The organism is Azospirillum largimobile, from assembly GCF_977007025.2.
Genome location: NZ_CDRMUA020000001.1, coordinates 781,775 through 803,424 on the forward strand (window position 1 = coordinate 781,775; position 21,650 = coordinate 803,424).

The following is a 21,650-nucleotide window of genomic DNA, read 5'->3' on the forward strand; positions in this document are numbered from 1 at the left end:
CCTTTCCAGGGGTTTCCGACAGGCTGTCGGCGTCCTCGTCACCATCGCGGCACGCAAGCGGCACGCAATCGCCGAACTCCGTGTTCCGGTAGAGCGGCATGGCCGCCTTCAGCTCCTGCCGGATTGCGCTCACCGTGCCGCTCGACACGCCCGTCCGTCGGACCACCTCGGCATGTGGCAGGCCGGACAAGATGAGTTGCCAGACCTCCTGCCGCTTGTCTTCGCCTATCCCGTGCCGGCGCGCGCGGCCGGTGAGGCTGATCTCGATCTCGGAACCGAGCGCCGCCTGTGGGTGGTCGATCTGGACGCGCTTCAGGTGCTTGCGCACCTCTCCCATGACCTCCTCGATGGCCTCCAGAGCATCGGCCAGGAAGCCTGGCTCGTAGGGTGCGTAGATCGACGTGGTTGCGGCCGAGCCGTCCGGCAGGTGACCAAGGAACAGGCTGATCTGCTCAGTGGGTACCCGCCGCTTGCGCATCTCCCGGGCCATGCCGTGCCGGATCGAGTACGGAGTGACGCGCTCATCCAACCCCGCCGCTTCGCGGGTGATCCGCCACATGTGGAGAATGGAGCGGATCGGCTGGTTCCGATAGCTGACGTACCGTCCGCTCTTCCCCACCGGCTGACTGAGCCATGGGCGCAGCGTCGGTGAGACCGGGACCACCGGACGGAACTTCTTGTTCTGGATGCGGCCGGGGGGATTGAGGTCGAGAAGCCCATGCTCCGAGTCGTGCTGTGCTGGTTCGATATCCAGAACGGCCGCTGGGCGGGCCAACGTGTTGGAGGCGATCAGCAGGAACAGCAGCATGTGGCGCGATTGCGCCGCATCGATAAGACGCGCCAGCTCCTCGGGCGTGATCGGGCGGCCTTTCGGTTGGCGCGCCCGCTTTGCTTCGGCCGTGACGGTCCCGAAGATGTGCGGGACTTCGGCCAACTCCTGCCACTTCTTGGCCCGGTTCAGCGCAGCCCGCCCGACCGACAGGATGCGGTCGATGCCGCTGGTGCCGGTTCCCCGGTTGGCCAGCCATTCACGGAATCGGCGCTGCTCGTGTGGCGTGATCTCGGCAACCGTCCGCCCCGTCCAGAATTCCTGCCAGTAGGACAAGCCGAGCCATTGGGTCGGCGCGCTCGGCAGGTTCTTGGCATGATCGTTCCAGTAGTTCAGCAAGACGGTTTCTATGAGGACGCGATCGGGGGCGGCGTGCCGGGGGCGCTCATTCTCGACGACCCACGCCGCGAGCTGGAGGGTTGCCTTCTGAAAGTCTGTTGTGCCAAGGCTGACACGGCGTGTCTGTCGCGTTCGGGACTCGTACCAAGTGCGACACCACGCGTCGTCAATGCCGTCGCGGCCGGGCTTCTTACTGAGCCAGTATTGTCCGATCTGACCAAGTCGGTGTTCGGGGTGCTTGCGCATGGGGGGACCGTCTGCATCTCCAGGTATTCGCGAAGCTGCTGCACCGTATAGAAGATGCGGCAGCCTACGAGGATGTATCCCAGCTTTCCTTGTTCTCGTTCATCGCGGATGGTGCTCGGCTTAACCCTGAGCAGATCCGCCGCCTCACGTTCGGTCAGCAGCTGCGGGAAAGGAAGGCTGGCGTGATCGTTCATGATCTGCGGGTGCCGGGCTACGTAGTCGCGTTCTGGTGCGACAGAACGGCGCCGATAAGGTCCGGAAGGCTGGTCTGCCAAGCGGTCGACATGTGCAACATCTCTTCGAGATGAGCAATCCGCTGGAGCGCTTCGTCGAGTTGCTTGGTAGCTCCTTCGTACTTTGCAGCAGTCACGAGAGCCGCATCGAGGTCCTCCTGGACGAGAAGCAACGACGTCTGGTGTGCGGCGCTCATCCCCCGTTCGCGCTCGAGCTGATCGCGAAGGTCAGAGTGGCGCCGTTCTTGTGCGTCGCGTTCCGAGCGGAGATGTTCCAGTTGCGCGGTGAGATCGATGATCCGCTCCTCGGCCGTAATACGGCCAGACTCTTCAGCCTCGAGTTCCGCTTCTAGCTTCCTGATCTGTACGGTCAGAGGTGCTGCACGATCTTCGGCATCGCGGAGCGCGCTGGCGAGCAGCCACGCATGCTTCTGCTCGTCCTCGGCGCGCTCCGCGCGGACGGCAGACACCATTCCATCAAGGAACTGCTCGAACGAAGCGCGCATAGCATCTGCGGCCGCAAGCACCACGGCGCTGACGTCGCCGCACGGGCCCCCTCCGGACGGCGGAGTGGCGGCGGACGTGTGGCCAGCCTGCTCGTCGCGCCATTCACGCATGAGGGGCTGAACATCGCGGCCGGACGCACCGACCTCCTCGCAGACCTTGCGGACGGTCGGATACTCGCCACGCGATATGAGGCTGTGGATTGCGGCGCGAACCTTGGGGCGAAGGCTAATCTGGTTGGGGGTAAACGTGTTGGCGGGCACGGACATAAGGGCCTCTCGTCGTTACCCATCGTCGGGCCCCGGCGAATATCGCCTCTTCTCCGCGCCGATCTACGGCACAACGTCACATTTATGAAGAATTTTTTGCCTGAGGATCGATTGTCCCCGGACCGGTAACGTGACCAGCGTTACCCCTTGACCAAATGGGGATGTCCGTCCACGCCAAAAAACCTAGCGACCTCCTGGTAGGATCGCGCCCGCCAGGGTGAGCCGCTCTTCGCGCTGGTGCCGGGCGCGATGCTCGTCCTGGTGCTGGCGGTGATGTGCGTCGCCGGCAGCACCGGCGCCTGTCCGGTGGCGCCCGGCGAGTTGGCGGCGCTGCTGTGGGCCAAGGCGACGAAGAGCGCGCTGCCGGTGTCGAAAGCGGTCGAGATGGTGATCTAGGACATCCGCGGCCCGCGCGTGCTCGCCGCGCTTCTGGTGGGTGCAGGGCTCGCCGCGTCGGGGGCGGCGTACCAGGGGCCGCTCTGCAACCCGCTGGTCTCGCCCGGCATCCTCGGCGTCTCCTCGGGGGGCGCTCGGCGCCGTGTTTGGCATCTTCGCCTTGCTGCCGTTGCTCGTCATGCAGGCCATGGCCTTCGCTGGCGGGCTGCTGGACAGCCTGTCGGCGGTCAACCGCACCGACCTCGCCGCGCTTGCGCCGCCGATGGCGGTGGCGCCCGTGCCTCCGGTGCCGCTGCGTTGGCGCTTGGACGTCATGACGCTGGGTCACGAGGAGGCCACATCATTGGGCGTGTCGGTGCGCATGGTGCGCACCGTGGTGATCGCTGCGGCGACGCTGATGACCGCTGCCGCGGTGTCGGTTAGTGGCATTGTCGGCCAGGTCGGGCTGCTGGTGCCGCACCTCGCCCGGCTGCTGATCGGCCCAGCCTTCGTGCGGCTACGGCTGCGACGGTGGATACGCTGACGCGCGGCCTGAGGTAGGTCGAACTGCCGCTGGGCGTGATGACCGCGGTGATCGGTACGCCGGTGTTCCTCTGGCGGCCGGCCTTCGCGCGGCGCGTCTGGTCAGGATCGCGCGTCTTGCCATCAAGGAGTTGGCGTTCGGCTACGGCGAGCGGACTGTCGGTGCCGGAGTTGGCTTCGCCGTCGGGGCTGGTGAGGTTCTGTGCCTGCTCGGCCCCAACGGTGGCAGCAAAACGACGCTGTTCAAGACGATCCTCGGCCTACGGCCGCCACGCGCCGGCCGCGTGCTCGTCCATGGCGACGACCTTGGCGGTTGGGAACGCGTCGGCGTGCGATGGCGTTCGGCTACGTGCCGCAGGCCTGTGCCGGGCAATTTCCCTTCAGCGTGCGCGAGATGGTGTTGACGGGGCGCACCGCCCACCGGAGCCCCTTCGCCGCGCCGTCGGCATGGACCACTCGGCGGCTGCGGAGGCGCTCGATCGGCTCGACATCGGTCCCCTGACGGAGAGCGACTGGCTGCGCATCAGCGGCGGGGGAGCAGCAACCGGCGCTGATCGCGCGGGGGCTGGCCCAAGCACCGCGCGTGCTGGTACTCAACCAACGGACCGCCAGCCTCGACTTTGCTAACCAAGTGCGGGTGCTGGAGCAGGTGCGGCGGCTGGCGCGGGAGGGCGGTTGGGCGGTGGTGTTTTCGACCCACCAACCCGAGCAGGCCTTCGCCATCGCGGACCGTGGCGCCCTGCCGCAAGAAGGCCGCCTCGCCCGCCTCGGAACGCCGGACGCTGTGATCACCACCGCTATGATGCGCGAGGTCTAAGGCACCGAGGTGGACGTGTTGCCGGTCGGCGACACCGGCCTGCGCGTCTGCGTGCCCAAGGGGCTGCGGTGCCGCGCCTGAGCCGTAGCGGAACAGCATCACCCCGTCGCCGGGAGGCGTGCGGCGACCGAGGGCGCCTGCGCCAGCGCCGGCCAGTCCTCGCGCACCCGCGGGTCATCGTCCAAGCGCGCCAGGGTGAGGGTGGCGCAGAGCATCGGGCCGGACGCGTCGACATGCTGGAGATCCCGTCGTCCGCCGAACGCGCCGCCGAGAGGACGGCGGGAACTTCGTTCCCTGTTCCGTATGTACAGAGTTCTTCTGTTCCGCCTACCTTGGAGGCGGCTCCAATCCTAGACCGAATCGCGATGACGGGGTGAAAACTACGGGGGCATGGTGTCACGTGTGCGGCGATCCGGGGTGGAAAGTACGGGGTTGCTGGGTGCGAAGTACGGGCTCCTGGGGTGCAATGTTCGGGCTTGATCGGTGCGAAGGAGTCTGAGCCGATCTGGCGCTTGCTATGGTGCAGGTGTGACGCGCAACCCGTTGAATCGAAACCTTCATGTTGCTGCGTTCGCATTGCATTCGCTAATGCATTGGCATTTTTAACGAACGATAATTGTAATAATCCATGGCGCAGCATGCCTCTGCGCGGCTCCGTCGGGAGGGAACATCAGCTTCAGGTCCAGCTGGATTGTGGTGCTCTGCTGCGGCGCCGATCTCTGCCGATGAGAACCAAATGGAAGCTGTCGAGGACAGCCTGGGAGGCCGCGCGCCGGGTGGCGCGGCCTCCCAGGCTGTCCTCGACACGAGGTCGCGTCGGAAATCCTAACGGAGCTACCGATGAACTCTCTTTCGCAAGCGCTGGCCTGCAATGATTCCGTGCACCTGCTCTTCGCTCACGGCGTGTATCAGGTCGACGGACGGGCCGTCAACCCCAGCGACCCGATCCACGCCGGGGCGATCCGTTGGGTGCGTCAGCTCGCGCAGGTTCTCCCCGCTGATCTGATCGCGCTCGAAGCTCTCGTGCCTCCCCACGCGTCTGGGAAGCTCAATCACCAGCGCCTTCGGTCCCGTCTCGTCAATGGTCCGGCGACGCTCCGAAGGTTCGCCCCGCTATGGACAGAGGGCAACGATGTGAAGGCCCGCGCCGCTGCGACGCTTGTCGTACCGGTCTCGATGGGACCTGCGGTCGTGGTCAGTACGAGCGTCGAGGTCCGCGCCGCTGACCGCGCACCGCTGGCCATCGACAACGTAACCATTGCTGCGGCAACTGGGGCAATTGACGACGCTGTTTCGGCGGCTCTGCTCGGTGAAGCCGCATGGGCGCTGGCGTCGGGAATTCATGGGTTCGTTTTAGAGTTCTGCGTTCGGCGGCCCAATTCACCGCTTCCGTGCAGCCTCCCGCCCCAGGCCGCCCGATCACCATCTCTCCTCGTGCCCTGATCGAACCTGCCGGTGGACGCGGGCGCGGCGTCCACCGGCAAGCGAACAAGCTGCTCTGCGCACGCGTCACGCTTCTTGGGATGCGCGGCTTCGACCGCGGTGTCGAGCGCGGCGCTTGACCTCGAGACGGTCACCCTTCACCCAAGCATCCCGCATCAATTTTGTCCGAGGACAAGCACTCATGCCATACGACATCAAAACAGATACGACGGCGCCAACTCTGGTGGCGTCGTTCCCCCGCGCGGCCGCAATCAGCGCCGACCACCTCTGTGGCCAAGGTGCCGCGCGGCTGATCGAACAGGCAATCGCTCCGAGTCACCTCGATGTCTTCGACTCGCCGTGGTCGATCGACGGCACGACTAATTACAGACTCGTCGTGCAGCAAGTTGTAGACCTCGACAGCGAAATCGGTTTTGGCGTCGCCCACCTGCGAACGTTGCGCAGCCGCTGGTGATCGCGCTAGCCGTGCCACCAGAGACCAGCGGGAGGCTCACCACTCGGCTCCGTTGCAGGGTTAGGGTCGGAGCTGCTTTGGCGGGTGGGGTGGGTGGGTGATGCAGGGCAGCAAGAGCCCGTTCATGGGCCGTCTTTACGGCGGAGGTGATCCTGTGGGCGGTGCGCTGGTCCCCTGCAGTTTCCGATGAGTAACCTTGATTTGGACGCATGCTGGCCGACTGCGGCGTTTCGGTCGACCACACGACCCCTGTACTACTGGATGCAGGTCTACCCGGAGCTGGACCGGCGTCTGCGCCCGCACCTGCGGAGGACCACCGGCTCCTGGCGGGTGGACTAGACCGATGTGAAGGTGAAGGGGCGCTGGATGTATCTGTACCGCGCCGTCGATGCGCGCGGGCAGACGATCGACTTGCTGCTCAGCCGATGCCTCCGCCGCGCAGCGCTTCTTTCGCAAGGCGCTGAAGCAGGCGCACACGGTCAACCCGGGCACCCTCACCGTCGAATAAGAACGCCGCCTACCGGAGTGCAGCAAGGCGATGAAGGTGGACGGCGAGATGTGGCGCTTCGCCAAGCGTCGACAATGCAAGTATTTGAACAACATTGTTGAGCAGGACCACCGACGAGTTGAACGACTGATCCGGCCGGGGCGTGGCTTCCAGAGCTTTCACACGGCGGGCCGGACCATCATCGGCTACGAGATCATGGCGATAGTCCGCAAGGGACAGGTCCTCGCCGCCCCCGTCAACGACAGGCCCGCCGAGGCTGCCCTCATCGCCGCTCTGTTCGGGGCTGTCGCCTAAAGTTGCTGGACCGGAGGCACGATCACCTTCGTCCAGACTTTGCAACGAAACCGGCGAGTCGGCGCTGGTCCTGGCTGGAGCGGGCGCGTCGGTGGTCATCCTTCCGTGATAGTGCTCCTAGGGAATTGCCGCGGCGCATCACGCGGGTCCAATAATTAAAGTCATGAAGGCGGCCGTCTTTTGCGGTGATGTCGCCGATCCCCAGGAAACACTTCAAATACCTTGGATTTCTTGAGCCGCGGGGGTGCCGGATGAGTCATTCGGATGACACGCGGGAATCCGACGAAGAGGACCCGCCGGATTCAGCGGCGACGTCCGACGACCGCGCGTTGTGCCTGCGGCTCGGCTTGGTCGGCCGATCCACGTCGTTCCAGACGGCCTTCGCGTTGGCCCGGCGGTTCGCCCGGTGCGCCGCGCCCGTGCTGATCCGCGGGCAGACCGGCAACGGCAAGGAGTTGTTCGCCCGCGCCGTCCATCATCTGAGCGACCGCCGCGGCGGCCCTTTCGTGCCGGTCAATTGCGGCGCATTGCCCGACACTCTGGTCGAATCCGAACTGTTCGGCCACGCCCGCGGCGCATTCACTGACGCCAAGGGCGAGCGCACGGGGTTGGTTGCCCTCGCCAACGGCGGCACGCTCTTCCTGGACGAGGTGGACAGCCTGTCGGCCAGGGCGCAGGTGGCGCTGTTGCGCTTCCTGCAGGACCACGAGTTCCGCCGCGTCGGCGGCTCGAAGGTGGAGCGGACGGACGTGCGCGTCCTAGCCGCGACCAACGGCGACCTGCAGGCCTGCATCGCGCTCGGGCGCTTCCGCGAGGACCTGTACTTCCGGCTGGACGTGCTGAGCCTGGACCTGCCGCCGCTTGCCGAGCGGCGCGAGGATATCGGCCTGCTCGCCCGGCACTTCCTGGCGCGCTTCGCCGGCCTCTACGCCGGCGCCGTGCCCCGGCTCGACCATGACGCCGAGGAGTGGCTGGCTGCCCAGCCCTGGCCGGGCAACGTCCGCCAACTCGAGAACCTGATGCACAGGGCCTACGTACTGGCGCGGGACGGCCGGGTGCGGCGTGCCGACGTGATCCCCGGACCGGCGCCGGCGTCATTGCCCGGTGCGGAGGCTGCCGCGGTGATGCACGAAGGCGGGTTGAAGGCCGGCCGTGAACGGCAGGCGCGGGAGTTCGAGGTGGCCTATCTGCGCCGCCTGCTGGCCCTGACCCACGGCAACGTCACCGAGGCGGCGCGGCGCGCCGGCACCGAGCGGCGCGCCATGGGCCGGCTGCTCAAGCGCCACGGAATCGACAAGGAGGGTTTCCGGTGAGCGGAACGGCGTGCGCTATGTCCACAGAGGGTCCGATACGAGCCGGATCTTGACGCCCCGCTGCCGCGCGAACTCCCGCAACGCCGGGCTGACGAGCTGTTCGTTCCACGGCCTCACCGGCATGACGCGCCCACCGAGAGCGGAGTCGAAGGTTAGGCTTTCGGCGGCGGGGAAGCTCCCTTGCCACCGGATGTAGAAGACGAGCGTTTTGTCGTCGCTGAAGCGTGCCAGGTTGACCAAACCGCGGGTCTGGCCATCGATGGGAACGCGCCCGGCCAGGTATTTGCTGTCGCCGACGAAACGTGCGGAAAAGCGCCGCCCCGTCGCCGCCTTGTGGCCTTTCGCGTCGAGGAAGACCTCGCCCGCTCCAGGGGGGAGATGGTCCGGAATGACCGGGTCGCCGTGCGGGTTCGGGTAGACCGCCGTATTCGAACTGGATGGCGGCAGCCGCGTGTCGACGATCTTCTGCATGGCTCGCCCGGCCTCCTGCTCGATAGCCCCCGTACGTCCGAGATCCGTCGGTCCGGCGTGCGCTCCACGCCGGAGCAGGCCGGAGTCGTAGCCCCACCGCGCCCGGATGTAGTCGTCTTCCGACAGGATCGGACGGCCTGATCCCGTGCCGGCGGCGATCTCGCGCTGGCGCCGGGCCACATACCGCGGGTAGGCCGTTCGGTAACGCGCGGCCTCGCCCGGCGGGATGCTGGCCGGATCGATCTGGCGCAGGCTGGTGTACACGGGCCGCTGAGGGGGGGCCGGAGGCTGGAACTCCGCCGGATTCAGGGGAGCAGACGGTTCCGGAGAATGGCCTGCCAGCGACTCCTCGATGAGCTGCTCGATCGTCGCCTCCCGTTCGGCCCCACCGGCCGCCGCCGCTGCGGTCCCGGAGGGCGGGGAAGCAGGGCCTTCACTCGCGGACGGTATTCCGGGCTGCGCCGCCTTTTGCTCGGCGGGCGTGGCCGGGGCCTTGACGACATCGTCGTTCAGCCGCGCCGACTCGGTATCGAGCTGGGCCGCATCGTCGGCGAGGTCGCCGATGGTGGCGGGGTCCTCGGGTTGCCGGGGGGGATCGTTGGTCAGGTTGTGCTCGACGGTGCCAAGATCCTCGGCCAGCGCCGCGCCGCGGGCCTGTTGTGCCACGCCGCGTTCCCGCCAGAAGCGGCGCTGGTCGCTCCAGAACCGCTGCTCGGCGGCGAGCTGCTCGGCGGCCAGATCGCCCACGGCCCCGGCCGCCGCGCCGGCCTGCCGGCGCAGGTACTGCCAATAGCCGACATCCTCCGCGGCGATCAGCACGACGCGCAGGCGGGTATTGATGGCCTGTGCCAGGGCCAGCGGCTGTTTCACCACCTGGATGAACTTCCCGGCAGCTTCCGCGCTGGCGGTCACGAACCTGCCAAGCCGCCGGGCGGCGATGCGCGCCCCGGCCGACACGACACCGCGTATGCCGACGGCTTCGACCAGCTCCGCCGTCCCGGCTGCCGTCCTGGCACCGGAGACGGCACCCTTGGCGAGACCGTAACCGGCGACCAGGATCAGCACGACATTGACGATGCCGGAAACGATCTTGCGCACCCAGAACTCGGCACGGCGGCAGTCCGCCAGCGGCCCTTCCACGGTGCGGAATTCCAGCGCCTGCTCCTCCCAGTATTGGTCCCAGACCTTGCCGGTGTCGGTGAACAGACTGCCGACACCGGTGAAGAAGGTCTTCACCCGAAGCCAGTTGTCGCTGCCGGCGGCACCGCCGGAGAAGAGGTAGACCAGTGACCAGAGGATGTCCCACACAGCGACGGCGATGTCCTTGAGTCCAACTGCGAGGTCCCAGAGCACGGACAGAAGGCCCGTGACGATCCCGCCCAGTCCGCAAGCCACCCACTCCAGCACCACCATGGTCCATTCCGCCTTCGCAACGACCTTCTCGGCGGTCGTGCGGGTGTCGACGTACGGGGCGAGCGTCAGCCCGCCCATGGTCCGCAGCGTCTCGTAGTCGCCGGCGTGCATGTCGTGCATCAGCGCATCCTGGGCGGATTGGTTGTTGCGCGAGGCCCGGCACAGTTCGTCCAGGCGGACCTGGACGAGGCCGCGGAACTCCTGCGGCGTCGTGTCGAAGTTCCGGACGATGGCGGTGCTGTCGGAACCGCTGGTGTAGCCGGCGAGCAGGTCCATGATCTTGCCGGCGGTCCATGCGGTGGCGTAGCCGGTGGCGATGGGGCCGCCCTGGCGGAAGAATAGCTGGCGCAGCCGCTCCGCGTTAATCCGGTCGAGGTCGCCGAAGAGCTGGTCACGGACCGAGTTCCGGCTGCGTCCGGTCGAGGTCTCAATGCGGACCAGGAGGCCGTCGAGCGCCATGCCGGAGAAGCCGGTGCAGAGCTGGACAATCTCGGTGCTGTCCGCCTCGCTGGTGTAGCCGGCCAGAAGGTCGACGATTTCGCCGGCCACGATGCGCTCGACATCGGGGTTGCGGCTCTGGATGAGGATCCGGCGCAGTTCGCGGCGGTTTTCCTCCGTTAGATCGCCCAGCAGCCAGTCGACCATCTGGTCGCCGTTCTTCCCGTGCCGGTGGCCGCGGCCCTTGACGCCGTCCACCAGAGCGTTGACATGGGCGGCGCCCTTGCCCCGGAAACGGCCGAGGATTGTTTCGCTGTCCCCGGCGGTCGTGTAGCCCTCGAGCGCGTCGATGATGACGTCCACCGCCGCCGTGACCGTCCCGGAGTCTGGCGCGGGTTCCGGTGCCGGCGCGTTTGCCGGTGCGGCGGCTTGCCGGCGCACGGGAGAGCCGCCGGCGTGCCCGCGGCTGACGTGGGCGAGCTCATGGGCGAGCAGGCGCATGCCGCCGGCCGTGTCGGGAGCGTATTGCCCAGCGGCGAAGGCGACGTCGGCGCGGTGCGTGAAGGCCCGTGCGCCGATCGAGCGGGCCGCGGCGGCGGCCCCTGGCCCGGTGTGAAGCCGCACGCCGGACAGGTCGGCGCCGAGCCGCGGCTCGAAAAAGCCGCGCAGGCGCGGGGACAGGGCCTCGCCGCCGCCGGCCAGCCCGCGGATGCGGGCGGCGGGCATGTGGGCCCGGTACGGCGCCGTTCCCGCGCCCGCCGTCCGCCGCACCGTGTCGCCCTGCCTCTGGTCGCCGCCAGCACAGGCCGCGCAGCAGGCACCCTCCGCGCTTTGCATTACCCTATCGGCGACGGCGTCGGCCTCCCGCTCCTCCGGGTCGTCGATTCCGCCGATTTCCAGCTTTGCGCGCACCGTGCCCCCGCGCAGCAGCGCCTGCATGGTCCGGTTGTCTGCCAGCGGATGCGGGTCGGGGGCGGGAGTCGCGCGCCGCGCGCCGCAGCCCGCCGGCGCCTTGGCGTCGGTGGTGCAGGCGGACGGGGCGCGGGCGGGCTTCACGCGACCTCCCGCCCGCCGGCCAACCCGGCAAGGCGGCCTTGCCGGCGGCTCTCGCGGGCCGCGGTGGTCGCCAGGATCTCCATGGTCACGGTGCTCCCGGCCGCGGCGGCGAGATAGGCGGCCTCCAGCGCCGCCTTGCGGATCTCACCCCCCGTCAGATCGAAGGTGAGCGCCAGCCAGCCCGGATCCACGTCGTCGGCGCAGGGCAGAGGCGGCTGCAGCATCCGCTGCCAGAGCCGCTCGCGCGCCAGGGCGTCAGGGCGCGGGAACTCGACGGTCTGGTGCAGGCGGCGGCTGAACGCCTGGTCCATGTTGCGCGACAGGTTCGTCGCCAGGATCATCGGGCCGTCATGTTCCTCCATGCGCTGGAGCAGATAGGCGACCTCCAGATTGGCGTAGCGGTCGTGCGCGTCCTTCACCTCCGACCGTTTGCCGAACAGGGCGTCGGCCTCGTCGAACAGCAGCACGGCGTTGGACCGGCGGGCGGCGCGGAAGATGCGGTCCAGGTTCTTCTCGGTCTCGCCGATGTATTTCGACACGACGCCCGCCAAGTCGACGCGGCAGAGGTCGAGACCGAGTTCTGCGGCGATGACGCCGGACGTCATGGTCTTGCCGGTGCCCGACGGCCCCTGGAACAGCGCCACCAGCCCGCCGCCCCCGCTGTGCCGCGCCATTCCCCAGTCCTCCTGCACGCGGCTGCGATGGGCGATGGCGTCGGCCACGGCGCGTACGCGGTCGATGGTGGCCGGCGGCAGCACGAGGTCGTCCCAGCCATACGGGCATGGCACCGCAGAGGCGAGGCGGCGCAGAAGCGAGCCCGACTGCTCCCGCGCCGCGCGGCAGAGGAGTGGCAGCGGATTCTCTCTTTGCGCGGGGCTGTCGAGGCCGACGGCGAAGGCGGCCGTCCGGCCGGCGAGAGCGATCCGCTCGGGCCCCAGGCGGAACCGCTCGGCCAGGACCTGCGCATGCTCGGCGGGGGCCGGAATGCCCGCGTTGGCGAGCGCCCGCGCCCACAGGCGGCGCTGGATGGCGGCGTCGGGCGGAGGCAACTCGACGCGCCACAGGGCCAGCCCGTCGAGCGCCGGGCACGGCGCCCCGCGCGGGTCGAGTGCCAGCAGCGTCGGGCCGGGCAGGGCGGCGAGCGCGGCGCCGAGACGCGATTGGGCGGGCCCATCCTCCGGCGCCAGCCCGTCGAGGCCGGCGATCAGCACGACGGCCCGCGTCAGGCGTGCGGTCAGCGCCGTGCGAAGCAACGTCCGCGGCGTGTCCTCGCACATCCCAAGGTCCACCGTCAGCAGCGGCCGCCCCAGGTGCCTGGCGAGCGCCTGCGCCGCCTGCCGCCGTCCCGTGCCCGCCGGCGCGGAGAGCGCCAGAGCGGGCGGCGGGATGGTGGTGTCCTCGCGCAACCGGGCGGCGACGGCGGCCAGTTGCGCCGGAAGCGTGTCGTCGGATGGAGCGTCCGTCCAAGAACAGCCCGCGGCCAAATCTGGCGGCAGGCCAAGGACGAAGCGGGTCAGGGCGGGACCGGCGGCGAAGGCGCGGGCGAGGCTGGACCGGCGGCCCGGCCCCTCCTCCGCGCCCTCTATCAGGCCGGAGGCCAGCAGCCGGCCCTCCTCCAGGAGGGCGGCGCGGGCACCGCGCGCGTCGCCGAGAAGCCGGGCGGCAAGGTCCACCGTCGGCCAGCGCCGCGTCACCTCATTGTTGAGGTAGGCGAACAGAGCCTCGTACTTGCGGTCCAGCTCGGGCGCCAGCGCCAGCACCAGTACGCCGCGCTCAACGGGCGCCAGTTCCAGGCGCCCGCACGCGACCGCCCATGCGGTGCCGGTCTGCGGGTCGGGCAATGGGCCGGGCGCGGGGGGGGCCGGAAGGCCCGCCGCCAGGTGGGCATCGACCTGTTCGTCGCTGACGTATATGCCGCGGAACTCGTCCACCGACAGTTCGTAGAGGGCGCGGATGCGCCGGACCTCCCGGTGCAGAAGCCCGTCCAGCCACGCCAGTTCCGCGTCGAGCCCAGGCTTCATCAGCACGCCTCCCGTTGGATGCGGATCGGGACGGGGCCGAGCCAGCCCAGGTCGAGCGTCGCGCCGGAGAGCGTGCTCATGGCGAGGACGACGTCCAGCGGCGGCCGGGCGAGCGTCGCGGTGATCGCCGCCGGGCTGCGCTCGACCTTCGCCGCGACGGACAAGAAATTCGCGCGGAGGTGCCCGGCGCTCGTTCCGGCAAAACCGGGAAGCCGCCAAGAGAAGGCCTGGAGCATGGCGGCGGCGGCGAGGCCGAGCGGCCGGGTGAGGGGGGTTCGCATCGCCCGAGCGCACGGAGGAGCCGAAGTATCCCCCTCACCCAACCCTCCCCCCGGGGGGGAGAGGGCTATCAGGGTTCGCGTCCAGGCGCTGGCCCGGCTTGGGGGGACGCTGCGCGCCCAAGCGGTCACGGCGGTGGGCGAAAGCCGTGGCGGCAGGCCGAACAGGCGTCGCCACACCGGATCGCCGAATACGCCGGGCGCCCGCTCCGGCCCCAGACCGTTGGCGAGCACTAGGAAGCGCACCAGCGCGTCCGTTGCCATCTCCGGCGGCTCCGGCCAGCGGTCCGGATCGGGGAGCGGCAACCCGTCGAGGGCGTCCAGCAGCAGGAAAAGACCGCCGTGGACGGTGTACTCGGCGTCCGGGGGCGTCGCGGCTGCCCCGACCGATTCCACAAGTGCGCGGCGTTGCCCGGGCGACAGCGTCCGCAGGGCGAGCGCCAGCGCCGCTCCCTCGCTCCCGCCCGCCGCTACAGCGGCGCCGAGCGCGCCGTCCGCGAGTGCGTCCAGGAGCGCCCGGTCGTCGAAGGCAGCTGCCCGGATTCGGGCGATGGCGCCGGCGAGCGCCGCCGTGGCCGGGCCTGGCCGGACGCCTCCGGGACCGCAGGCCGCAAGGTAGAGTTCCAGCGCCGCACGCCCCGGCATGGCCGGAGTGGACCGGCACAGGGGGGCCTCCTCCACGATCCGGGCGGGGTCGGCCTCCCCGTCACCCCTGGCGGCGAGATCATCGAGGACGCGGCGGCACCCGGTCTCGCCCAGCGTGTCGAGGATGCGGAACCGTGCCCAGCCGTCGAGCCGCCGGAGCGCTTCGATCGCCGGCGCGGGGTCGGCCAGGATGGCTGTGCGCAAGGCCATGGATGCCGGCAGCACGCGCAGGCCGGCGAACGCCTCGTGGTACCACAGCGACCAGGCGTCGCCCGCCGCCAACCGGTCGAGGAAGTGCGCGAGCTGGCCGGCGCGGTCGGCGAAGCGGACAATCCCGTCCCCATCGCTCGACAGCCGGCGCGCAAGCGCCGTCGCGATAGCGCCCGCCCAGGCGGTACGCTGCTCGGCCTCGTCGCCGTTGGGGTCGAGCGCCACGTCCAGGTCGAGCCGGCGGATCAGGCAGACGGCGCCGTCGGGTTGGTCGGCGAACAGCCCCTCCAGGACCGGGCCGAGCGCCGAGCCGAGCCTCTCGGCCATCCGGTCGAGCCGCCCGCAGACAGCCTCCAGGCGCGGGTGGTCCCTGTCCACGAGACCGATCGTGGACAGCCGGCCGATCGTAAGGCGCGCGGCAACCATCTAGGCGCTCCCGCGTGGGCGCTTGGGCGGTCGCGCGGATTTGGAGGGTCCGGGGGCGTCCGCCCGGCCCGCCAGCGCCGCCTCCAGCCGCGCGATCCGTCCTTCCAACTCCTCCACCCGCCCGGCCAGCGCCTCGTTCTCCCGCATCCGGCGGTCCAGCTCGCGGAACGCCTCGACGGCGAGGCCTTCGAAGCCGCGGGCACTCATACGTTTCAAACCGTCCGGTCCCTCGCGCACCCATTGCGGGAAGACCGCCTCGACCTCGTCCGCCAGCATTCCGACCTGCGGGCGCCGGTCCTCGTCGGCGTCGGGCCGCCAGACGAAGCGTACGCCGCGCAGGCGGAGCAGCGTCGCGAGCGCGTCCTCGATAGGAGTTACATCGTTCTTCAACCGGCTGTCCGAGGGTGGCCAGAAGGTCCCCGTGGAGTAGAGCTGGCCGTAGACCGTAACGTCGTTCCCGAAACGGGCTGTGCCGGCCACATCAAGCGTGGCCGCGGGGACCGCGGTGCCGATGCCGATGCGGTCGCCACCGTCGAACGCCACGGTGTTGCCGCCGCTGGCGATCCGCAGAACCCCGTCGCCGCCATCCCGGATCACGGAGCCCAGCAGCCGCACGAAGGCCGGTCCCTGGCTGGAGCCGATGCCACCCTGGACGTCGAGCCTGAGGTCGGCGGCCGGCGCGTCGGTGCCGATCCCGACGCGGTCGTTCCCGTCGAAGGCGACGGTGGCGCCGCCGCTGGCGATGCGCAGCACGCCGTCGCCGCTGTCCCGGATGAGGGAGCCGAGCAGGCGCATGAAGGCCGGTCCCTGGCTGGACCCGATCCCGCCCTTGACGTCCAGCAGCAGGTCGCCCGCCGGGGCGTCGGTGCCGATGCCGACGCGGTCGCCGCCGTCGAACGCCACGGTGTTGCCGCCGCTGGCGATCCGGAGAACCCCGTCGCCGCCGTCCCGGATGGTCGAGCCCAGCAGCGTCACCGCGGCCGGTACTGCCGTCAGCCCGACGGTTCCTTTGACCTCTAGCGCGAAGGCGGGGGAGGGGGCGGCGGTGTTGATCCCGACGTGGTGGTCCGCATCGCCCAGCACGATGGACCGCGCCCCCGCCCTGAGGACCAGCCGGCCGTCGCCGGCGTCACCGACACGGGACTGCTGGAGGTGCACCGTCGCCGGCCCGTCGTCGCGCCCGAAGTCGCCCTTGACGTCGAGCGTCAGGTCGGGCGTCGCCGTCCCCACGCCGACGCGCCCGTCGGCCTCGACCGCCAGGACGGGGCGGAGTCTGCGCGGTGCGGCGTTGGCGTCGACGACCGGGCCGACGATCAGGCGGTTTTTCAGCCCGGCTCCCGTCGCCGTGCCGATGGCGACCTCCAGCTCCTGGGAGACGGTGGGGATGGCGTCGCGCCGGCCGAGGGTGAACGGCCCCTGAGGCTCGCCGCCATCGCCCCCCCGCAATTCCAGCCGCCCGCCGAACAGCCGCGCGTCGCCGTAGGCGCGCAGGTGCCCCTCGACCCAGACGAGGTCGCGCGGCAGCGTCCGCCCGTCCTCCTCGACCAGATCGGCGGCGCCGAGCGCCCGCTCCGCGCACACGGCGTCGACGTCGCCGTCCGTCTTGCCCTTGGCAAGGGCGAGGCGCGGGCGCAGGCGCAGCAGCCCGCCGGGTGCCATGATGCTTTCGGCCACCGCGCCCGCGTACCGGCGCAAGGTGCGCGCGCCGAGCCGTTCCGGCGGCGCGAGCGGCCGCAACCTCCCGGTCCCGGAGTCCCAGCCGACGAGGCCCAGCGGCAGCAGCCAGACCGCCTTGGCACCGCCCGGCGGCGCCCCCTGCTCGGGTACGGAGCCGTCGCACAGGAAGGGCCCCGCGGGATCGAAGACCCGGCGGACGAGGCGCGGGTCGGGGCGGGTGGCGCCGCCGAAGGCGACCCCGCCCACCCGCTCGTCGAGCCGCAGATCGCCGGTGACGCGCAGCTCGCAGCTCTCCATGACCCGGAGATAGAGGTCCAACCCCTCGCACAGGCCGTAGGCGGCGCGGGCGGCGCTCTGCCCGGTCTCGCGGTAGGCCAGCCAGACGAACCATGCGCCCGACGGGAACCCCTTCAGCGCGTCGGGCGCGACCGGGACGGGGCTGCGCACGGTCATGACGCGCCCGTAGCCGTCCCAGCCGTACCCCGGCTGCACCCAGGCGTCCACGGCGCCGTCGGGCCGGAGCTTCTCGACGATGTCGAGCCCCGCCGCGATCCCCCAGGTGTGCCCGCCCAGCAGATGCTCGCGCAGGCGCGCGTCGCCGTAGGCGCCGATGGCCTCCAGATCGTCGGCGCCGATGTACTGGCCGTCGAAGAACTGCGGACGGACGGACGGGTCCATGGCGGTCTCCTTTTTGGAGCAATAGCCCCTCTCCACTTGCAGGAGGGGGGTGGGTGAGGTGTTCAAATCTCCGCCGCCGAACACCGACAATGCCGCGTCCGGCTCTTTTCCGCCCTTCCGGGGATAATTTCCCCATCCCAACCCTTCTCCCGCAAGGGAAGAAGAGTTCGATCACAGGTTGCGTTTCAGCTCCTCGACCTCCGCCTTCAGCGCGTCGAGTTGCGCCTTCAGTTCGGCGGTCCCGCCCACGCCGATCACGTCACCGAGCGCCTGGAGCGCCTGGTTGGGGGCGGGCTGCATCGTCTTCAGCCAGTCGCCGACGATGCCGAACTGCGCGAAGTCGAAGTCGAACGGGACGGCACCCGGAGGCACGCCCGCGTGCTGGTCTTCCGCCGGAGCCGTGCCGCAGCAGAAGCAGAACAGCGCCGTGCGGATCCGTTCGATCACGCCGAAGGCGGACAGCCAGTAGGCGACGTTCGGGAAGGTGCCGACGACCGGACGCAGCGGCGTCGTGTTGCAGACCTCGACCACGCGGCAGGCCGCACCCCCCTCTACGGTGACGAGCGCCAGCGGCAGGCGCGGGTCGTGCACCGGCTCGGGGCAGGGGGGCAGGGCGGCCAGGCACAGGCAGTCCTTGACCGCAGCGTTCAGGATGGGGACGACGTGGGCGAGCGCGGCGGACATGGCATCGACGAAGGCCTGCTCTTCCAGATCGGGGCTGGCGCAGGGCACCGCGCACAGCTCCTCCACCAGCGCACAGGCCGTGGTCCCCTCGTGGATCAGGTGCTCGCGCAGGCCGGCCTTCAGGCGCACGCAGAACTCGTTCCAGGCGCGCCGTCCCGCGCGGTCGAGCGCGGCGTTCAGCGGCGCCTGCGGCGGCCTGCGGACGACCTCCAGAAGGTCCTCCAGGCAGGCCTGCAGACGCTGGACCAGCCGCCCGGGCTGCGGCGTCCGGTTGCCGCGCGGCCGGCAGTCGGGTTGCGGCGGGGCGCGGAACACCTCGTAGCGGTAGGTCTCGCACAGCACCGTGGGCAGGCAGGCGGTGGGGATCTCACGGCGGACTTGTTTCGGAGGCTTCGTGCCGCACCCGCAGGAGCCGTCGCAGCCCCCTTCGCAGCCCCCTTCGCAGCCGGTGCCGCAGTCGCGTTTGCCGGCGCGCAGCATGGGGGAGTTACGGCTCGGCCGCTCGTCGTAGCGGACCGCCAGCACCCAGGCCTCGCGTACGTCGCGGCAGGCGCGGTCGTCACCCCATGGGCGGCACTCGACGTCGCGCCGCTCCAGCGACCGGCATTTCCGGATGAGGGCGCAGACGTCCACTGCGTCTTCGTCGCAGACGACGATGTCCTCGCCGCAGGGGCCGAGCGCGTAGCCCGGCGACACCCGCACCACTCCCTCGCCGCACGGGTGGCAGGTCACCACCAGCCCGCAGACCACGCCCACGCCGTGGACGAAGCGGTTGTGCAGGCGCTGTTTGGCGGTGATGTAGTGGTCAAGCCGGTTCAGGTCCGAATCCTGGATCACCATGCCCGCCACCCAGCGCGGCCGGCACAGGCATTCGAGGCCGCCGCAGGCGCAGCCGCAGGGGTCGGGCTCGCACACCGGGGCGGCGTCGGGCGCCGGCCGGGGCGCATACCGGGGGAGATTGGTCCGAGCGGAGGAGGCGTGGCGGGCTCCGCCGTGGCCGGAACAGTGGGCGCAGGCCATTCAACCCTCCCTTCCCAGGCGGAACCAGCTCTCGAACATGCCGCCCTCGATGAAGTCGCCGGACTCGCGGTTCGACACCCAGGGCGGCAGATGGTCGGCGTCGACGCCGCGGTGCTTGCGCACCCCGCCGATGACGACGTCGTCGCGCACGAGGTCGCCGTTGAAGAGGACGCGGACGCGCAACTGCCCTTCGGCGACGAGGTTCCGGAGCCGCTCGGCCACGCGGTCGGCGAACAAGTACAGCGCGGCGTTGGCGCTCGATCCCCCAGGCAGGACGTCGAGCTCCGTCACCGGGGGCGGAATCGTGCAACGCTGTTCGAGCCTCACCCCGAAGACCTCGCCCGGAATCTGGCACCAGCAGCTGCGCTGGAACTCCTGGGCTTCCTGTTCCGGAGTCTCCATGAGCGGCATGAAGCTGATGTCGTTCAGGTCCTCGACCAGCACCTCGTTGGTGAAGGCGATCACCAGCCCGAAGCCGCGGCGCTCCCACCCCGGCCCGCGGGCGTGGACGCCGAGGCGGTCCATCGGCCAGTCGCGGGTGTGCTCCCAGTTGATGGCGCAGATGCGCGTCAGCGTCAGGTCGACGGCTGACAGGCCGTCCTTGCCGGGAGACCCCCGCTTTCCTTCCGGCCCTTCCTTGCCAGGAGGCCCTTCCTTGCCCGGCGGTCCCTCCATCCCGGGCGGCCCGGCGGCACCGCCGCCGCCGGCATTCTCGATGAAGCACCTCAGCGCGGCGGCGATGGCCTGGGTGCTCGGCAGGACGGAGCGTTCCGCGTCATTGTCGATGCGCGCGATCCCTGCCGCGGCGTCGGCCCTCGGGTCGTGCAGTCCGGGCGGCGGATCGGTCAGCCGAAGCGTCGGCTGCCAGTTGTCCACCCGCGCCACCACGAGGCAGTCGGCCTCCAGGCAGCCGGGGCAATCGCCGCCTTCCAGCAGCGACGCGCAGTCCACGTCGCCCACGTCGATCACCGCGATGCCGTTGGCGAGCGGCACGTACAGCCGGTCCCCCTTGGCTGTGATCGCCGGGGTGCCGGCCTTCGGCCCGACGGTGAACGCCGGGCCGGCGTTCACGCTCTTGCCCAGGCGCATGGCGTGCAGGCTGACGGGCTGGACGTGGCCGTCCCCCGCGCCGTCGGCAACCACCACATAGGCCCAGCGCCCGTCAGGCGAGACGACCGCGTCCACCGGCGGGTGCTCCAGCACCACGCTGTTCTCGACCGTGCCGGTGGCCGGATCGACGAGGTGCAGCGACGACGTCGCACGCTCCAGCCCCACCACCCGGTCGGGACCGTCGGCCGTCAGGGCGCGGACGAGGTCGAGCGGCACCGGGGTCGTCGCCCCACCCTGGCCGACGCGCTTCACCCCGACCTTCGCCGCGGTAGGCGCCGGGACATCGAGCGTCACGGCGTGCAGGCTCGGCTGCCCGGGCTCGGCCAGCCAGGCGGTGCGGCCGTCGCCGGACAATGCGAGGCCAGCGGTCTTGACGCCGAGGTCCACCTGCCGGTCCGGGGCTCCTGGAGCGGCCACACCGGCTGCGAACCAGCGCACGCCACCCTTCGGCTCGATCACCGACACCAACTCGCCGGCGGCGGTCTCGGTCAGCGCCACGCTCCCGGCCAGTGCGCCGGCCAGCGCCCCATCACGCAGCGCCGCTGTGGCCAGCGGCGTCGGCCCGCCGATGTCGAGCACCGTCAGCTTCGGGTCGCTGCCGGCGCCGCTCCCGACGACGAGGTCGAGGCGGGAGCCGCCGGCCCCAAGCGCCATGGCCCGCACCGGGGCGCCGAGGTCGCGCGCCGGCAGGCTCGGGAGCTGGGTGGCCGCGTCGAGTTCCATCACCGTGTCGCCGACGGCGGCGAACAGCCGGCCACCCGCCTCATCCAGGGTGACGGCCGAAGCCCCCGGAATCAGCAGCGTCCCGGCGCGCTCCAGGCGCGGCTGGGCGTATGCGCGGACGAGCCGCGGCGGGTCGATCTCCACCTCCAGTGCCCAGGTCTCCAGGATGCGGTTCGGTGCGCAGCGCGTGTCATCGCAGGCGCACTCGTCGTAGAGGACCGGCACCTCCTCCGTCGGGCACTCGCGATAACGGATGCAGAACCGCAGCGTGTGCGGCTTGCCGTCGAGGTCGGCCTTGAGGGCACGCACCTCCTCGAATGCGTCGAGATCGACGACCTCCTCCTCCAGGACCAGGATGTGGTGGCCGCAACAGTCGATGGCGCTGCCGGGCTCCAGCACCACCAGCCGGTCGCGGCAGGCCGGATTCGGGTGCTGGACCAGCCGCAGGCCGCAGACGATGCCGGTGCCGTGCAGGCGCTGGTGGTGCAGCCGGATGTGCTCGGCCACCCAGTTCTGCTCGTCAGTCATGTCCCGGGGGACAACGGACTTGCCCCAGAACCAGTGGTTCTTCAGCATCGGCCGCGGCTCGCAGTCCGGGCACAGTGCCATATCCGGGTGTGTGGTCAGCATCGC

General features: G+C 70.2%; 17 protein-coding genes and 3 pseudogenes. 11 read left to right on the forward strand and 9 right to left on the reverse strand.

The features are described 5' to 3' along the window. Positions 1–448: 448 nt before the first annotated feature. Positions 449–808, reverse strand: a pseudogene (locus tag ACWPKK_RS03745) (hypothetical protein); the annotation flags it as partial. Between ACWPKK_RS03745 and ACWPKK_RS03750 the strand changes: the two are divergent. Continuing rightward, positions 719–1,465, forward strand: a complete 747-nt coding sequence (locus ACWPKK_RS03750; protein WP_452004797.1) for a hypothetical protein — start codon at positions 719–721, stop codon at positions 1,463–1,465. The pseudogene ACWPKK_RS03745 and the gene ACWPKK_RS03750 sit on opposite strands and share 90 nt — an antisense overlap. A gap of 20 nt (positions 1,466–1,485) precedes the next feature. Here the strand turns inward: ACWPKK_RS03750 and ACWPKK_RS03755 are convergent. Next, positions 1,486–1,608 (reverse strand): annotated as a pseudogene (locus ACWPKK_RS03755) (hypothetical protein); the annotation flags it as partial. 17 nt (positions 1,609–1,625) lie between these two features. After that, positions 1,626–2,420 carry a hypothetical protein gene (locus ACWPKK_RS03760; RefSeq protein ID WP_452001129.1) on the reverse strand — a complete coding sequence of 265 codons (795 nt, stop codon included), beginning with the start codon at positions 2,418–2,420 and terminating at the stop codon, positions 1,626–1,628. A 249-nt stretch (positions 2,421–2,669) separates the two neighbouring features. Between ACWPKK_RS03760 and ACWPKK_RS03765 the strand changes: the two genes are divergently transcribed. The 10 genes and pseudogenes from ACWPKK_RS03765 to ACWPKK_RS03810 all read left to right on the forward strand — a co-directional run bounded on the left by ACWPKK_RS03765 (position 2,670) and on the right by ACWPKK_RS03810 (position 8,167). Then, the gene (locus tag ACWPKK_RS03765; RefSeq protein ID WP_452001131.1) at positions 2,670–2,816 is read left to right on the forward strand and encodes a hypothetical protein; all 147 of its coding nucleotides are present in this window, start codon (positions 2,670–2,672) and stop codon (positions 2,814–2,816) included. A gap of 3 nt (positions 2,817–2,819) precedes the next feature. After that, positions 2,820–2,939: pseudogene (locus tag ACWPKK_RS03770) on the forward strand (iron chelate uptake ABC transporter family permease subunit); the annotation flags it as partial. Positions 2,940–3,003: 64 nt separating this feature from the next. After that, entirely contained in the window at positions 3,004–3,339 is a 336-nt protein-coding gene (locus ACWPKK_RS03775) for an iron chelate uptake ABC transporter family permease subunit (protein WP_452001133.1), read from the forward strand. A gap of 130 nt (positions 3,340–3,469) precedes the next feature. After that, positions 3,470–3,742 (forward strand): ATP-binding cassette domain-containing protein, encoded by a 273-nt coding sequence (locus ACWPKK_RS03780; protein WP_452001135.1) that lies wholly within the window; start codon positions 3,470–3,472, stop codon positions 3,740–3,742. A 179-nt stretch (positions 3,743–3,921) separates the two neighbouring features. Continuing rightward, positions 3,922–4,155, forward strand: a complete 234-nt coding sequence (locus tag ACWPKK_RS03785) for a hypothetical protein (protein ID WP_452001137.1) — start codon at positions 3,922–3,924, stop codon at positions 4,153–4,155. Positions 4,156–4,995: 840 nt separating this feature from the next. Continuing rightward, complete coding sequence (locus tag ACWPKK_RS03790) at positions 4,996–5,598, forward strand: hypothetical protein (RefSeq protein ID WP_452001138.1); 603 nt, start codon at positions 4,996–4,998, stop codon at positions 5,596–5,598. A 181-nt stretch (positions 5,599–5,779) separates the two neighbouring features. Next, a complete protein-coding gene (locus ACWPKK_RS03795) occupies positions 5,780–6,052 on the forward strand; it encodes a hypothetical protein (RefSeq protein ID WP_452001140.1) in 273 nt (90 codons plus the stop codon). Positions 6,053–6,403: 351 nt separating this feature from the next. Continuing rightward, on the forward strand, positions 6,404–6,661 hold the full coding sequence (locus ACWPKK_RS03800; protein WP_452004711.1) for a hypothetical protein: 258 nt from the start codon (positions 6,404–6,406) through the stop codon (positions 6,659–6,661). Next, positions 6,591–6,854 (forward strand): DDE-type integrase/transposase/recombinase, encoded by a 264-nt coding sequence (locus tag ACWPKK_RS03805; RefSeq protein ID WP_452001142.1) that lies wholly within the window; start codon positions 6,591–6,593, stop codon positions 6,852–6,854. The genes ACWPKK_RS03800 and ACWPKK_RS03805 overlap by 71 nt, the downstream gene beginning before the upstream one ends. A 251-nt stretch (positions 6,855–7,105) precedes the next feature. Beyond that, the gene (locus ACWPKK_RS03810; RefSeq protein WP_452001144.1) at positions 7,106–8,167 is read left to right on the forward strand and encodes a sigma-54 interaction domain-containing protein; all 1,062 of its coding nucleotides are present in this window, start codon (positions 7,106–7,108) and stop codon (positions 8,165–8,167) included. Between the two features lie 15 nt (positions 8,168–8,182). Here the strand turns inward: ACWPKK_RS03810 and ACWPKK_RS03815 are convergent, their stop codons facing one another. From ACWPKK_RS03815 to ACWPKK_RS03840, 6 genes are all read right to left on the reverse strand, one after another. Continuing rightward, positions 8,183–11,545 (reverse strand): eCIS core domain-containing protein, encoded by a 3,363-nt coding sequence (locus ACWPKK_RS03815; RefSeq protein ID WP_452001146.1) that lies wholly within the window; start codon positions 11,543–11,545, stop codon positions 8,183–8,185. Continuing rightward, entirely contained in the window at positions 11,542–13,566 is a 2,025-nt protein-coding gene (locus ACWPKK_RS03820) for an AAA family ATPase (RefSeq protein WP_452001147.1), read from the reverse strand. The genes ACWPKK_RS03815 and ACWPKK_RS03820 overlap by 4 nt, the downstream gene beginning before the upstream one ends. Beyond that, positions 13,566–15,125, reverse strand: coding sequence for a hypothetical protein (locus ACWPKK_RS03825; RefSeq protein ID WP_452001148.1), 1,560 nt, complete (start codon positions 15,123–15,125; stop codon positions 13,566–13,568). Before ACWPKK_RS03825 ends, ACWPKK_RS03820 begins: the two co-directional genes overlap by 1 nt. After that, entirely contained in the window at positions 15,126–17,480 is a 2,355-nt protein-coding gene (locus tag ACWPKK_RS03830; RefSeq protein WP_452001150.1) for a tail fiber domain-containing protein, read from the reverse strand. A 171-nt stretch (positions 17,481–17,651) separates the two neighbouring features. Then, positions 17,652–19,184: a hypothetical protein gene (locus tag ACWPKK_RS03835; RefSeq protein ID WP_452001151.1), complete on the reverse strand. Its 1,533-nt coding sequence runs from the start codon at positions 19,182–19,184 to the stop codon at positions 17,652–17,654. Then, a complete protein-coding gene (locus ACWPKK_RS03840; RefSeq protein WP_452001152.1) occupies positions 19,185–21,647 on the reverse strand; it encodes a YncE family protein in 2,463 nt (820 codons plus the stop codon). Between the last annotated feature and the right edge of the window lie 3 nt (positions 21,648–21,650).

Excerpts from the sequence above, each read along its gene's own strand:
- ACWPKK_RS03830 (WP_452001150.1), bottom strand. The coding sequence starts at position 17,480 with ATGGACCCGTCCGTCCGTCCGCAGTTCTTCGACGGCCAGTACATCGGC.
- ACWPKK_RS03810 (WP_452001144.1), top strand. The coding sequence starts at position 7,106 with ATGAGTCATTCGGATGACACGCGGGAATCCGACGAAGAGGACCCGCCG.
- ACWPKK_RS03790 (WP_452001138.1), top strand. The coding sequence starts at position 4,996 with ATGAACTCTCTTTCGCAAGCGCTGGCCTGCAATGATTCCGTGCACCTG.
- ACWPKK_RS03760 (WP_452001129.1), bottom strand. The coding sequence starts at position 2,420 with ATGTCCGTGCCCGCCAACACGTTTACCCCCAACCAGATTAGCCTTCGC.
- ACWPKK_RS03835 (WP_452001151.1), bottom strand. The coding sequence starts at position 19,184 with ATGGCCTGCGCCCACTGTTCCGGCCACGGCGGAGCCCGCCACGCCTCC.
- ACWPKK_RS03820 (WP_452001147.1), bottom strand. The coding sequence starts at position 13,566 with ATGAAGCCTGGGCTCGACGCGGAACTGGCGTGGCTGGACGGGCTTCTG.
- ACWPKK_RS03775 (WP_452001133.1), top strand. The coding sequence starts at position 3,004 with ATGGCCTTCGCTGGCGGGCTGCTGGACAGCCTGTCGGCGGTCAACCGC.
- ACWPKK_RS03805 (WP_452001142.1), top strand. The coding sequence starts at position 6,591 with ATGAAGGTGGACGGCGAGATGTGGCGCTTCGCCAAGCGTCGACAATGC.
- ACWPKK_RS03750 (WP_452004797.1), top strand. The coding sequence starts at position 719 with ATGCTCCGAGTCGTGCTGTGCTGGTTCGATATCCAGAACGGCCGCTGG.
- ACWPKK_RS03795 (WP_452001140.1), top strand. The coding sequence starts at position 5,780 with ATGCCATACGACATCAAAACAGATACGACGGCGCCAACTCTGGTGGCG.
- ACWPKK_RS03840 (WP_452001152.1), bottom strand. The coding sequence starts at position 21,647 with ATGCTGACCACACACCCGGATATGGCACTGTGCCCGGACTGCGAGCCG.
- ACWPKK_RS03765 (WP_452001131.1), top strand. The coding sequence starts at position 2,670 with ATGCTCGTCCTGGTGCTGGCGGTGATGTGCGTCGCCGGCAGCACCGGC.
- ACWPKK_RS03825 (WP_452001148.1), bottom strand. The coding sequence starts at position 15,125 with ATGGTTGCCGCGCGCCTTACGATCGGCCGGCTGTCCACGATCGGTCTC.